Source organism: Bradyrhizobium sp. 6(2017), assembly GCF_011058295.2.
Taxonomy (GTDB): domain Bacteria; phylum Pseudomonadota; class Alphaproteobacteria; order Rhizobiales; family Xanthobacteraceae; genus Bradyrhizobium; species Bradyrhizobium septentrionale.
In genome coordinates, this window is the sequence record NZ_CP049289.2 from 9,531,589 (window position 1) to 9,545,049 (window position 13,461).

The following is a 13,461-nucleotide window of genomic DNA, read 5'->3' on the forward strand; positions in this document are numbered from 1 at the left end:
TCGCGGGCTATTTTTGTGATCCCACAGACAGTTGACGGAATAATTAGGGTTAACCGGCCGCGGAACCCGGCGCGGTAACAGGTGCGGTAACAGGTGCAGTTCTTGGAAAGGGCACGAGAATGACCGACATCGAGACCCTGCCGATCTCGCCGTTCACATCGAGCAATACCCCGCTGCCGACGCCAAGGCCGGCTTCCGGGCGCCAGCGCGCCTCGGGGCGAACACCGATCCACGCGCCCCGCGGTGGCCTGAACAGTTGCACCGCCAGATTCGGATTGGGGTCGGCCACCACGTTCTGGACCGGGCGCGCGATGCCGTGGGTCCAGTCGGCGGGACCGAGCACCCGCGCCAGCGGGCCGGCATCGGTCGTCACCTCATGATGCATGCGAAACCAGGCAACCTCGCCGCCGACACGGGCTTCCATCGCATCCATGAACCAGCTGCGGCCATGGCCATGGACGGCGTGCAGGTTGCGCAACGGAAAGGCCGTGGGATCGACCGGATCGGCTGCACTTCCGTCAAGGCCCGGCACCTCGACGGCACGTTCGCGGGACAGCGTCACGCGCACCGTCGCGGTGGGCTGCGCTTCGCCGACCGGCCAGAGCGTGTTGTCGACGACGCTGACCCGGCCGCCCTCGGTCACGACGGTGACTTGCGTGCGCAATTCGGCCATCGGGGTCGGCCGCAGGAACCAGGCTGAAGCTGAGATCGCGGTGCCCCAGTTGCGCGCGCCGGCCATCGCCTCGACCTCGGCGGTCAACAGGCTTGCGACCGCCCCGCCCTGAAGGCCTGCGAACGGCCCCGCCGCAGCGCGGCGGGCTTCCAGTGGTGGGGCGTGGCGAGCGGTTCGAAGATGGCCAAGGTGCGTTCCCTGAGGTGAGCAGGATTGAGCGATCTGGCAATCTGAGCGAAGAATAGCAGCCATGACAAAAGGCCGTTCATCACTTCAGGTGAACAAAATTCACCCATTGGACGCTCCGGATCCGCGCCTGATCCCGCCGCTCGCGGCGCTGCTCGCCTTCGAGCGCGCGGCCACACAGTTGAGCTTCCGCGGCGCCGCGCGCGACCTGTCGCTGAGCCCGTCGGCGATCAGCCACCAGATCCGCGGGCTGGAGCAGCAGTTCGGCACCAAACTGTTCGTCCGCGGCGCGCGCTCGGTGCGGCTGACCCTGGACGGCGAGCGCTATCTCGCAAAGGTGTCGGCCGCGCTGGCGACGCTGCAGGAGGCTAGCCGCGACATGCTGCGGCAACGCCGCGAGAGCAGCGGCGAACTCTGGATCAGCTCATTGCCGTTCTTCACCAGCGCCGTGCTGCTGCCGGCGCTGCCGGAGTTCAAGCGGCGCCATCCGCAGCTGACGCTGCGGATCGAGGCCACCCATCAATATGCCGACTTCATCGGCTCGCGCGTCGACGTCGCGATCCGCTACGGGCGGGAGCATGCCGCCGGGCTGAAGGTCGAGCCGCTGGTCCGGGTCAGCGGGCAGCCGGTCTGCGCGCCGGCGCTGGTCAAGGCCGGACTGCGGCGGCCGGAGGACCTGTCGCGCGAGGTGCTGATCCATGTCACGACGCAGCCGCGGGCCTGGCCGGCCTGGTTGCAGGAGGCCGGGCTGCCGAATCTTGCGCCGCGCGGGCATCTGTGGCTCGACAGCGTGCCGGCGATGCTGGAGGCCGCCGAACACGGGCTCGGCGTCGCGATCGCGATCGCTCCCCTGATCAAGGCGCGGCCGGGCTTCGGCAAGAAACTGGTGGCGCCGTTCGCGTTCGAGGCCGCGCCCAGCGAGACGATCTACCTGATCTCCCGCACCGAACAGGCGCGCGACCGGCGCATTGCCGCAGTGCGGCGCTGGATTGCCGACGCGGTCGCCCGCGTCTCCTAAACCGTGGCGGCCGCGGGTTCTGCGAGCACGCAGCGCGCCAAATGGCCGGGCGCGACCTGCACGCCGGGCGGCAAGCCTTCGCTGCAGCGCGGCTCGGCGAACCTGCAGCGTGGCGCGAACGAGCAAGCGGCCGGTGCCTGATCGAGCGAGGGCGGCGTGCCCGGGATGGTTTCGAGCCGCTGGCCGCGCATCGCGCCGTGGATGGTCGAGGCCAGCAGACCCTTCGCATAGGGATGGACCGGCGTGCGCACGATGTCGCGCAGGGCGCCCTGCTCGACGATCTGGCCGGCATACATCACCGCGACGCGGTCGCAGATCTCGATCGCGACGCCAATGTCGTGGGTGACGAAGATGACCGACATGCCGAATTCGCGCTGCAGCTCGCGCAGCAGCAGCAGGATCTGGATCTGCACGGTGGCATCGAGCGCCGTGGTCGGTTCGTCCGCGAGCAGGATTTTGGGCTTGCAGGCCAGCGCCAGTGCGATCATCGCGCGTTGGCGCATGCCGCCCGACATCTCGTGCGGATAGGATTCCAGCCGCCGCCTGGCGGAAGGGATCCGCACGACTTCGAGCATTTCGAGCGCACGCGCGGTGGCATCGCGCTCGCTCTTGCCCTCGTGGCGCATCACCGTCTCCGCGATTTGGCGGCCGATGGTGTAGACCGGATCGAGCGCCAGCGCCGGCTCCTGGAAGATCATCGAGACGGTCTGGCCGCGGAATGCGGACAGCGCCTCGTCGTCCATCGCCAGCACATCCCGACCCAGCACTGTCACGCTGCCGGAGATCTGCGTGCGCTTCTTCGGCAACAGCCGCATCAACGCGCGCAAGGTCACGCTCTTGCCCGAGCCGGACTCGCCGAGCAACCCCAACACCTCGCCCTCGCCGAGCGACAGGCTGAGATCGTTCACGGCATGCACCGTGCGATCGCCGGTGAAGCGGATGTTGAGGTTGTTGATCTCGACAAGATTGGTCATGCGAGCTTGGGCACCCTGGCGTGGAAATCGGTCGCGCGCTGGAACGCTGCGCCGATCCGCAGCAATGCGGCTTCCTCGAACGAGCGGCCGATCAGCTGCATGCCGACCGGCAGGCCCGCTCTGGTGAAGCCCGACGGAATCGAGAGCGACGGCACGCCGAGATAATTGACCGGACGGGTGAACCGCGTCAGCCGCTGGATCACCGCCTCCGCGCCCGGACCGTTGCCGACGTCGCTTTCGGCGATCGTCGGCGCCGGCACCGGGGCCGACGGCGCAATAACCGCATCGACGCCGCTGATCGCCGAATTGTGTGCGGCGAGCGCAGGGCCGCGCCAGCGCATCGCCTCGAGATAGCTGACGGCAGGAATGGTGAGCCCGTTCTGCAGCCGCATCAGGACCTGCGCGCCGTAATCCTGCGGCCGCTCGATCATCCAGCGCTTGTGGAAGGCGGCGGCCTCGGCCGCGAGCACCAGCTGCGACGCCGCGCTGAGCTGGCGCTGATCGGGCAGCTCGACCTTGACGATCTCGGCGCCCTCCTTCTTCAGGGTGGCAACCGTCTCGTCGAGGATGCGCGCCACTTCAGGATCGAGGTCGTCGACATAGAACGCCGTCGGCACGCCGATCTTGACGCCCTTCAGCGACTGTCTGGTCGCGGCCAAATAGTCGGGCACCGGCTGCGTCGACGCGGTGAGATCCTCGGGATCGGCGCCGGCCATCAGGCCGAGCAGCAGCGCGCAGTCCTCCGCGGTCTGCGCCAGCGGACCGACGGTATCGAGCGACTGCGACAGCGGCATCGCGCCGGCGCGGCTGACGCGGCCGACCGTCGTCTTCAGCCCGGTGACGCCGCAGAAATGCGCGGGCATGCGCACCGAGCCGCCGGTGTCGGAACCGAGCGCGGCAAAGGTGAGCCGCGCGGCGACCGCCGAGCCCGAGCCCGACGACGAGCCGCCGGTGATGTGCTCGGTATTCCAGGGATTGCGCACCGCGCCGTAATGCACGTTGTGGCCGGTCGGCCCATAGGCGAACTCGACCATCTGCAGCGAGCCGAGCCGGACCTGTCCGGCATCCTTCAATCGCTGCAGCGCCGTCGCGGTCGTCTTCGGCACGAAGTCGCGGCGGATCAGCGCGCCGCAGGTCACGACCTTGCCGGCGTCATAATACATGTCCTTGTGCGCCAGCGGCACGCCGTGCAGCGGGCCACGCGCGTTGCCCTTGGCGAGCGCCGCATCGGCCTCGGTGGCCGCAGCAAGCGCCTGTTCGGATTCAACAGCCATATAGGCGTTGAGGCGCGGCTGCCACTCTGCAATGCGATGCAGCACGGCGCGCGTCACCTCATGCGAGGAGACCTTCTTGTCGGCAATCGCCTTGGCGACTGCGGTCAGGGTCATGAGGGCCGGCTCGGTGCTCATTTCGACACCTTTGTGATCTGCGCCAGCAGGAAGCTCGCGGGTTCGAGATCGAAGGGCAGCGTGCCGGAGATCGGTGCAAAACCGTCGAAGGCGGGCCCGATCGAATTGGCGATGCGGGTGGCGGTCTCGTCGTCAGCGGGCACGTCGGCGACGTGCGCGATCACCTTGACGTCTTTGGGAGTGGGTCTGGTCATGCCGCGTTTTCTCCTTTTGCTTTTGCCGGCGCGCGGCTGTGCCCTGAGCCAGGAATGGCCATGTAGCACGCCGCTTGATGGCCCATTGTATCGAGAACGCTGAGTTTTGGCGTGTCGTTTGCGCAGAGCGGCTCCGCAAACGGACAACGGGTGTGAAACCGGCAGCCCGATGGCGGATCGATCGGATTGGGCGGATCGCCCGAGATCGGCGGCACCTCGGTACGCATGTCGGGATCGGATGACGGCATCGCCGCCAGCAGCGCGCGGGTGTAGGGATGCGCCGGCGCGTCCCAGACCGCATCGACCGGGCCGAGCTCGACGACCTCGCCGAGATACATCACCAGCACGCGGTCGGAGATGTAGCGGACGACGTTGAGATCGTGACTGATGAACAGATAGGTCAGGCCGAATTCGCGCTTGAGGTCGGCGAGCAGGTTGAGCACCTGCGCCTCGACCGATTTGTCGAGCGCGGACACCGCCTCATCAAGGATCACGAGCCGCGGCGACAGCGCGAGCGCACGGGCGATATTGACGCGCTGGCGCTGGCCGCCGGACACCTCGTGCGGATAGCGGTTGGCGAAGATCTCCGGCCGCAAACCGACCTTGCCGAGCAGCTCGCGCGCCAGCGCCCGCGCCGCGCCGTCGGCCATGCCGTGCACCTTGGGCCCGAACGCGATCGATTCCTCAATGGTGAGGCGCGGATTGAGCGAGGCGTAGCTGTCCTGGAACACCATCTGCATGCCGCGGCGCAGATCGCGCAGCGACAGCGACGGGCCGACCTGCAAACCGTCATAGACGATGTCGCCGGCATCGCGGGTCATCAGGTGCATCAACAGCCGCGCGGTGGTCGACTTGCCGCAGCCGGACTCGCCGACAATGCCGACGGTCTCGCCCTTCATGACCGCGAAGGTGACATCGTCGACGGCGCGCACGGTCTTGCGCGGGCTGAACAGCCCGCCGCGCACCGGGAAGTGTTTTGTCAGCCCCTTGACCTGCAACAGCGGCTGCGCGGCGCCGCCGATGTCGGCGACCGGCTCCAGCATGTCGGCAGAGAGATTGTCGCTCATGCCTTAGTTCCTGATGTCCATGGCGCTGCGCATGCCGTCGCTCAGCAGATTGAAGCAGATCGAGACCGCGAAGATCATCGCGCCGGGCAGCGCCGCGACCCATGGATTGACATAGATCGCGGTGCGCAGCGTGTTCAGCATCAAGCCCCATTCCGGCTCCGGCGGCTTGGTGCCGAGCCCGAGGAAGGAGAGACCGGCGGCGAGGATCATCGACACCGAGATCAGGCCGGTGGCGTAGACGAAGATCGGGCCGAGCACGTTGCCGAGCATGTGCACTCGCATGATGGTGAACGGACCGGCGCCGGACGCGCGCGCCGCCTCGACGAAATCCATGTTGCGCACGCCGGTGGTGACGCTTTCGGCGACGCGGGTGATCTGCGGCACGAACACGATGGTCAGCGACACGATTGAATTGGTGATGCCGGCACCGAGCGCGCCGGAGATCGCGATCGCCAGCAGCACCGAGGGAAAGGCGTAGAACACGTCGACGGTACGCATGATCGCGGTGTTGAGCTTGCCGCCGACGTAACCGGCGACGAGGCCGAGCGAGGTGCCGATCACGAAGGCGAGGATCACCGGCAGGATGCCGATCACCAGCGAGAGCCGTCCGCCATAGATCAGCCGCGCCAGCATGTCGCGGCCGAGCTCGTCGGTGCCGAGCGGATAGCCCGGCGTACCGATATGGCGGAGGCGGCGGATCATCGAGCCCTGATAGGGATCGGCGAGATGCAGCCATGGCGCCAGCAGCGCGGAGGCAAAGATCAGCACCAGGATGATGGCGCAGGCCATGCTGACCTTGTCGCGCCTGATGCGGCGCCCAACGGTCGCCCAGTAGCCGCGCGCCTTGGTCGCGGGTGCCGCCTGCAATGCGGTATCGCTCATCGCACTCATGGTTAGCTCCGCTTGATGCGCGGATCGATCGCGGCCTGCGCGATGTCGACCAGGAGATTGAGCAGCACGAAGAACAGCGCCAGCACCAGGATCGTGCCCTGCAGCAGCGGCAGATCGCGCTGGAAGATCGCCGAATTCAAGAGCAGGCCCGAGCCGGGCCAGGAGAACACCGTCTCGATCAGGATCGAGCCGCCGAGCATGTAACCGAGCTGAAGTCCCATCACCGCGAGCGCGGTCGGCGCGGCGTTCTTGATGACATGGCGAAAGACCCCGGTCTCGCGCAGGCCCTTGGCGCGCAGTGCCTCGACGAAATCCTGGCTCAGGATATCGCCGGTCAATGCGCGCACGGTGCGGGTGACGATGCCCATCGGGATCACCGAGGTGGTGATGGCGGGCAGCACCAGATAGCGCAGATGCTCCCAGTCCCACGCCCAGGCGCCGGAGCCGCCGGGCCCGGCACCAACCGCGGGCAGCCAGTTGAGCTGCACCGAGAAGATGATGACCAGCACCATGCCGAGCCAGTAATGCGGCAGCGAGACGCCGGCGATGGCAAAGGAGGTCGCGACCTTGTCGACCCAGGTGTCGCGGAAATAGCCGGCGATCAGGCCGAACAGCAGGCCGAGCGTGAAGCCGATCATCGCCGCCGCGATCGCCAGCATCACGGTATTGCCGACCGCGCGCATCACCTCGGTCAGGACAGGACGCCCCGTCGCGATCGAATTGCCGAGATCGCCATGGATCGCGCGCCACAGCCACAGGCCGAATTGCACGGGCAGCGGCCGATCGAAGCCGTAGGCGGCGCGCAATTGTGCGGCGAGCTCCTGCGAGGCATCGGCCGGCAGCACCGCAACCAGGGGATCGCCGGGCGTGATGTGCACCAGCAGGAAGCACACCAGCGCAACGCTGAGCACGATCGGAATGACGTAGACGATCCGTCTGGACGTATAGGCGAACACGTTGCGCTCTTTCTTCCTTCTCCCCTTGTGGGAGAAGGTGGCGCGCGGAGCGCGCCGGATGAGGGGTTCTATCCGCGGACAACGTCATTGCAGATCGGGGAGGAGCGTCCGCGGAGACAGCCCCTCACCCGGCTTCGCTTCGCGAAGCCACCCTCTCCCACAAGGGGAGAGGGTGCACCGATTGCGCGTCTAGTGCCTCACGGCACAATCGAGACCGGCGAGAAGTCGACGAACCAGCTCTTCGGCTGCACAAAGCCCTTGATCTTCGGGCTCATCGCGCGCGGTGCGACGTCGTGCGCGACGTAGAGGAACGCCGCATCATCGACCGAAGCGGCATGCAGCTCGGCGAGCGCCGCGTCGCGGGCGGCCGGGTCGAAGGTCTGGCGGGCCTTCTTCACCAGTTCGTCGAACTTCGGGTTGTTGTTGAAGCCCCAATTGTTCGAGACCGGCGGCGCCATGCCCGATTGCAGGAAGCGCACCAGCGCGAAGAACGGATCCATCGCCGCATAGGTGACGTTGGTCGCATTCGATCCGTTGGCGGACGGATCCTTGGCGCCGCGCCGCCAGTTGGTGAACAGCGTATTCCATTCGATGACGTCGAGCTGCACATCGAAGTAGCACTCGGCCAAGGCCTGCTGCAGATATTCGTTCATCGGCAGCGGCAGCATCTGGCCCGAGCCCGATGCCGAGGTCTGGATCTTGACCGTCAGCTTCTTGTTCGGCCCAAAACCCGCCTCCTGCATCAGCTTCTGCGCAGCCGGCTTGTCGTATTTGATCTGGAAGGTCGGATTGCCGCGCCACGGATGGCCGGGCTCGAACGTGCCGGTCGCGGGCACCATCAGGCCCGCGAGCAGGCCGTCACGCAGCCCTTCGCGATCGATGCAGAGATTGGCGGCCTTGCGGACCCGGATGTCGTTCCACGGCGAGCCCTCGACGCGGGAGAACTGCCAGGGCCAGACATGCGGCTCCTCGTTGGAATAGAGGGAGAAGCCACGCTGCTTGATCTCGGGCAATGCGTCCGGCGCCGGCGCCTCGATCCAGTTGACCTGCCCCGACAGCAGCGCCGCGGTGCGGGCATTGGCCTCCGGCATCGGCAGCAGCACCATCTTGTCCGTCTTCGGCACGCGGGCCTTGTCCCAGTAGTTGTCGTTCTTCACCAGTTCGAGCCGCTCACGCGGAGTGAAGCTCGACATCTTCCAGGGGCCGGTGCCCGAAGCGTCCTTGGCGAACGCGGCCCATGCGACCTGCGACTTCGCCTTGGCGTCGGCGCCTTCGGCCTTGTCGTAGAATTGCTGCCACTTGGTCGGGCTCGCCATGAACAGATTGGTGAGATTGATCGGCAGGAAGCTGTCCGGCTCCTTGGTGGTCAACTCCACCGTCATGTCGTCGATCTTGCGCGCGGAAACCAGCGTCGGCATCCGCGAGGCGGTGACGCCGACCTGGCTCGCATCATATTGCGGCGCGTCCTGCTTCAGGACCTTGTCGACATTCCAGACCACCGCATCGGCATTGAACGGCGAACCATCGTGAAAGGCGACGCCGGGACGCAGCTTGAACACCCACTTGGTCTTGTCGGAATCGTCGACCTTCCATTCGGTGGCGAGGCCCGGAATCATGGCGCTCGCCTTGTCCGACGACGACAGGTCCCACATCGTCAGCGCGTCATACATCGTGAGCCCGGTGAAGCGATTGCCCTCAAACCCCTGGTCCGGCTGCCCGAGGGTGCGCGGAATATCGGCAGCCGTCATGCCAATACGCAGCACGGTCTCGGCACGGGCGATCGCCGGCACACCGGCAGCAATCGCGAGCGCCAGCATGATCGCTGTCGCATTGGTCTTCCCGTTACGCATCTGAGCAGCCCCTTCGAGTCTGGTGACGTTTTGGTGATTATTTCTTAGGCAAGCGTATGCAATGCCCGTGCCAAGGGGAATAGTTCTTCAGCAAATAACCGCTGGGCGCTGATTTCTTCCCACCTTAGACTAAGACGGGGCAATAGTGCCTATTCTGGCATCACGCTTGCAGGATTTGGTTCCGACTTCCCACCAATGGAGCCTTTAATATGCGTGCGCGCAATTCGATCCTGATGGCAGCAATGGCGCTTGCCCTGACCGCGGGCTGGCCTGCCCTGTCTGCGCGGGCGGAGTCCATTGTGCGCTACGGCATTTCGATGGCCGACATTCCGCTGACGACCGGCCAGCCCGATCGCGGCGCCGGCGCCTATCAGTTCACGGCCTACACGATCTACGATCCGCTGGTTGCCTGGGAGATGGATGTTGCCGACCGACCGGGCAAGCTGGTGCCGGGACTCGCGACCGAATGGAAGGTCGACGACACCGACAAGACCAAGTGGCGCTTTACGCTGCGCAAGGGCGTCAAATTCCACGACGGCAGCGACTTCAACGCCGACGCCGTGATCTGGAATCTCGACAAGGTGCTGAACGACAAGGCACCGCAATTCGACAAGCGGCAGAGCGCGCAGGTCAAGACCCGCCTGCCCTCGGTCGCGAGCTACGCCAAGATCGACGACTCGACCATCGAGATCACGACCAAGACGGTCGACTCCTTCTTCCCCTACCAGATGCTCTGGTTCCTGGTCTCGAGCCCCGCGCAATATGAGAAGCTCGGCAGAGACTGGGACAAGTTCGCCAGCCAGCCCTCCGGAACCGGCCCGTTCAAGCTGACGAAACTCGTGCCGCGCGAACTCGCCGAGCTGACCAAGAACCCGGACTATTGGGACAAGAAGCGGCTTGCGAAGGTCGACAAGATGATCCTGATCCCGATGCCGGAGGCATTGACGCGCACCAACGCGTTGCTGGCCGGCCAGGTCGACCTGATCGAAACGCCGGCGCCCGACGCCGTGCCGCAGCTCAAGGCCGCCGGCATGAAGATCGTCGACAACGTGACGCCGCATGTCTGGAATTATCATCTGAGCGTGCTGCCCGGCTCGCCCTGGACCGACATCCGCCTGCGCAAGGCGCTCAACCTCGCGATCGACCGCGACGCGGTCGTTGCCCTGATGAACGGGCTGGCAAAGCCCGCCAAGGGCCAGGTCGACCCGTCGAGCCCGTGGTTCGGCAAGCCGACCTTCGAACTGAAATACGACCTCGCGGCCGCGAAGAAGCTGGTGGAGGAAGCCGGCTATTCCAAGGACAAGCCGCTGAAGACGACCTTCATCATCGCCCAGGGCGGCACCGGGCAGATGCTGTCGCTGCCGATGAACGAGTTCCTGCAGCAGAGCTTCAAGGAGATCGGCATCGATGTCGACTTCAAGGTGGTCGAGCTCGAGACGCTCTATACCCACTGGCGCAAAGGCGCGGCCGACGAGATGAACGCCGGCATCACGGCCAACAACATCGCCTATGTGACGTCGGACCCGCTGTACGCCATCGTGCGGTTCTTCCATTCCGGCCAGGTCGCTCCGGTCGGCGTCAACTGGGGCGGCTACAAGAACCCGAAGGTCGACGCGCTGATCGACGAGGCCAAGCAGACCTTCGATCCTGCCAAGCAGGACGCGCTGCTGGCGCAGGCGCACGCGCTGATCGTCGACGATGCCGCGCTGGTGTGGGTGGTGCACGACACCAATCCGCACGCGCTGTCGCCGAAGGTGAAGACATTCGTGCAGGCGCAGCACTGGTTTCAGGATCTGACGCAGATCGGACTTGAATGATTCTCTTTACCGTCGTCCCGGCGAAGGCCGGGACCCATAACCACGAATGGGTGTTGTTGGAAAGCCGTTTGGCCGCGTGCCCGTTACGCCGGCCGCGGCGTATGGGCCCCGGGTCGCGCTTCGCTTGCCCGGGACGACAGTGAATCTGGCGCCTATTTCGTCGTCAACGCAAATGCGCCGTCCCAATCCTGCGGCGGCGGCTCCTTCTGGAAGGCGCGGATGCGCGCCTCATAGAGGCGATACAAGTATTGCAGCGTCTGCGCCTCGTCGGTCTTGCGGCCGCGCTCGATCGCGGCCAGCGCGCCGTCCCAATCGCGGCCGCGGTAGCAGGCGAGCATCTCGATGGTCAGGTTGCGCAGCCGCTGGAAGCGGCCCGATTGCGCAACGTCCTCGCGGCCGGCGATCGCATAGATCACCTCGGGCTCCTTCTTGCCCTTGACCATGATGAAGTCGAGCTCGAGGATCGCGAACTTCTCCTTCACCTCGAGCGCGGTCTTCGATCCCACGATGATCGGGAAGCCGTACTCCTTGGACTGCCCCTCCAGGCGCGCGGCCAGATTGACGCTGTCGCCCAACACCGAATAATTGAACTTGAGATCGGAACCCATGTTACCGACCACGCAGCTGCCGGTGTTGAGGCCGACGCCGATGTTGAGCGGCACATAGACGTGGCCGCCCTCCTGCGCCTCCTGCTCGCGTTCCTGGTTAAGTTCGTCGACACGCTCCAGCATGTCGAGCGCGGCGTCGCAGGCATTGAGGTGGTGCTGCTTGTCGTCGAGCGGCGCGTTCCAGAACGCCATGATGGCGTCGCCCATGTATTTGTCGATATAGCCCTTGCGGGCGAGAATCGCGTTGGTGAGCGGCGTGAGAAAGCGATTCATCAGCTGCGTGAGGCCCTGCGGATCGCGCTTGTAGGTCTCCGAGATCGCGGTGAAGCCGCGCATGTCCGAGAACATGATGGTCATCTCGCGCTCCTCGCCGCCGAGCACGAGCCGTTCCGGCGCATTAGCGAGCTGCTCGACCAGCGCGGGCGACATGTACTGCACGAACTGCGACCTGATCTGCCGGCGCTGGTGCAGCTCGCGCACGAAGGCGGAGAAGACCAGCGTGAGGTAGATCGCCGTGGTCGACATCAGCGGATAGGTGAAATCGATCAGGAGCCGGTGCTGGGAGTAGAAATACCAGGACGTGCCGATCAGCACCGAGGCGAACATCCCGCCGACAACGACCAGCGTCACCGGGCCGAATTTCGGCGCAAAGGCGATCACCAGGAGGCCCATGATCAGCGCGGCGAAGAATTCAATGCCGATGCCGTAGTTGGGCTGCGAAACGACGTCGCCGGTCAGCGCGCTCTCCAGCACCTGGGCGTGAATCTCGACACCGGGCATCGCGGGCGTGACCGGCGTCGTCTTGATGTCGTTCAGCCCGATCGAGGAGGTGCCGATCAGGATGAGCTTGCCGGCGATCTTTTCCGGCGCGACACGCCCCTCCAGCACGTCGATGGCCGGGACATAAATCGAGGGATCACGGCGCGCGTAGCGGATCCAGAGCTGGCCGTTGAGATCGGTCGGGATCGTGAAGCCCTTGACGCCGAGGCTCTTGATGCCGGCCTGGTCGGTCTTGATAAGGATGGTGCCCGCGCCGCTCGCCACCCGCAGCATCTCGAAGGTGAGCGACGGCATGGTGACGCCCTGGGCGACCATCATCATCGGCACGCGGCGCACGATGCCGTCGCGTTCCGGCCTGATCGTGAACAGGCCGCGGCCGGCGGCGGCCTCCTCGAGCACCGGCACGTTGCGCAGCAGGCCGACGAACTCGAACATGAAGCGCTGCGGCGCCTCGCCGAGCATCGCCAGTCCGGTGACCGGGAGCTTCTCGTTGAGGTCGGCGCGCACATTGGGACCGCCGGACTCACCGAGCACGACGCGCGAGTTCCTGATGGCCTCGGCGAGGATGCTGTCATTGCTCGGAAGCTGCCTGAGCCGGGCGCGCATCTCCTCGTCGAGATTGCCGAACGTATCGGCTGCGATGTCAGGGTTGAGACGGTCCGGCTCGGCGAACACCGCGTCGAATGCGATCACGACGGCGCCGAGCCTGGTGAGATTGGTGACGATCTCGGCGATCCGCGTCCGCGGCCAAGGCCACTGCCCGAGCCGGGGATCGGCGAGGCTCTTCTCGTCGATGTCGACGATGGTGACGGGACGCGCGGTCTTCTTGCGGGGCTCGATCAACTGGAAGGTATCGAAGGTCCTGACCCGCAGCTCCTGCACCGGAGCCGGGTCCATCACCCGCAGCGCCGCGATACCGATCAAAAGCACCACGCAGACCAGCCGCGCATAACCGAAGCGCCGTCCGAACCACCGTCGTATCGCCTTCAGCCGTCTCATGCCCTCTGGATATCACGCGCGGAGCATTGTTCCAATCGA

The 13,461-nt window shown here is 65.8% G+C and carries 11 protein-coding genes; 2 read left to right on the top strand and 9 right to left on the bottom strand.

The window, feature by feature from the left end; all coding sequences use genetic code 11:
• Window positions 1-49 precede the first annotated feature (49 nt).
• Complete coding sequence (locus G6P99_RS45325; protein WP_245284493.1) at window positions 50-760, bottom strand: acyl-CoA thioesterase domain-containing protein; 711 nt, start codon at window positions 758-760, stop codon at window positions 50-52.
• A 208-nt stretch (window positions 761-968) separates the two neighbouring features.
• On the opposite strand from G6P99_RS45325, the gene G6P99_RS45330 reads away from it, so the two are divergent.
• The gene (locus tag G6P99_RS45330; protein WP_165126787.1) at window positions 969-1,877 is read left to right on the top strand and encodes a LysR substrate-binding domain-containing protein; all 909 of its coding nucleotides are present in this window, start codon (window positions 969-971) and stop codon (window positions 1,875-1,877) included.
• Here G6P99_RS45330 and G6P99_RS45335 read toward each other — a convergent pair.
• From G6P99_RS45335 to G6P99_RS45365, 7 genes are all read right to left on the bottom strand, one after another.
• Window positions 1,874-2,851: an ABC transporter ATP-binding protein gene (locus G6P99_RS45335; protein ID WP_029077979.1), complete on the bottom strand. Its 978-nt coding sequence runs from the start codon at window positions 2,849-2,851 to the stop codon at window positions 1,874-1,876. The genes G6P99_RS45330 and G6P99_RS45335 overlap by 4 nt on opposite strands.
• A complete protein-coding gene (locus G6P99_RS45340; RefSeq protein WP_029077980.1) occupies window positions 2,848-4,260 on the bottom strand; it encodes an Asp-tRNA(Asn)/Glu-tRNA(Gln) amidotransferase GatCAB subunit A in 1,413 nt (470 codons plus the stop codon). Before G6P99_RS45340 ends, G6P99_RS45335 begins: the two co-directional genes overlap by 4 nt.
• Window positions 4,257-4,454: a hypothetical protein gene (locus tag G6P99_RS45345; RefSeq protein WP_029077981.1), complete on the bottom strand. Its 198-nt coding sequence runs from the start codon at window positions 4,452-4,454 to the stop codon at window positions 4,257-4,259. The genes G6P99_RS45340 and G6P99_RS45345 overlap by 4 nt, the downstream gene beginning before the upstream one ends.
• Complete coding sequence (locus G6P99_RS45350; protein ID WP_029077982.1) at window positions 4,451-5,521, bottom strand: ABC transporter ATP-binding protein; 1,071 nt, start codon at window positions 5,519-5,521, stop codon at window positions 4,451-4,453. Before G6P99_RS45350 ends, G6P99_RS45345 begins: the two co-directional genes overlap by 4 nt.
• A gap of 3 nt (window positions 5,522-5,524) precedes the next feature.
• Window positions 5,525-6,412 (bottom strand): ABC transporter permease, encoded by an 888-nt coding sequence (locus tag G6P99_RS45355; protein WP_156928316.1) that lies wholly within the window; start codon window positions 6,410-6,412, stop codon window positions 5,525-5,527.
• Window positions 6,413-6,414: 2 nt separating this feature from the next.
• Window positions 6,415-7,368, bottom strand: coding sequence for an ABC transporter permease (locus tag G6P99_RS45360; RefSeq protein WP_029077984.1), 954 nt, complete (start codon window positions 7,366-7,368; stop codon window positions 6,415-6,417).
• A 197-nt stretch (window positions 7,369-7,565) separates the two neighbouring features.
• Window positions 7,566-9,218, bottom strand: coding sequence for an ABC transporter substrate-binding protein (locus G6P99_RS45365; protein WP_029077985.1), 1,653 nt, complete (start codon window positions 9,216-9,218; stop codon window positions 7,566-7,568).
• A 209-nt stretch (window positions 9,219-9,427) separates the two neighbouring features.
• Between G6P99_RS45365 and G6P99_RS45370 the strand changes: the two genes are divergently transcribed.
• Window positions 9,428-11,035, top strand: a complete 1,608-nt coding sequence (locus G6P99_RS45370; protein WP_029077986.1) for an ABC transporter substrate-binding protein — start codon at window positions 9,428-9,430, stop codon at window positions 11,033-11,035.
• 152 nt (window positions 11,036-11,187) lie between these two features.
• On the opposite strand, the gene G6P99_RS45375 is transcribed toward G6P99_RS45370, so the two are convergent.
• A complete protein-coding gene (locus G6P99_RS45375) occupies window positions 11,188-13,422 on the bottom strand; it encodes a CHASE2 domain-containing protein (protein ID WP_029077987.1) in 2,235 nt (744 codons plus the stop codon).
• Between the last annotated feature and the right edge of the window lie 39 nt (window positions 13,423-13,461).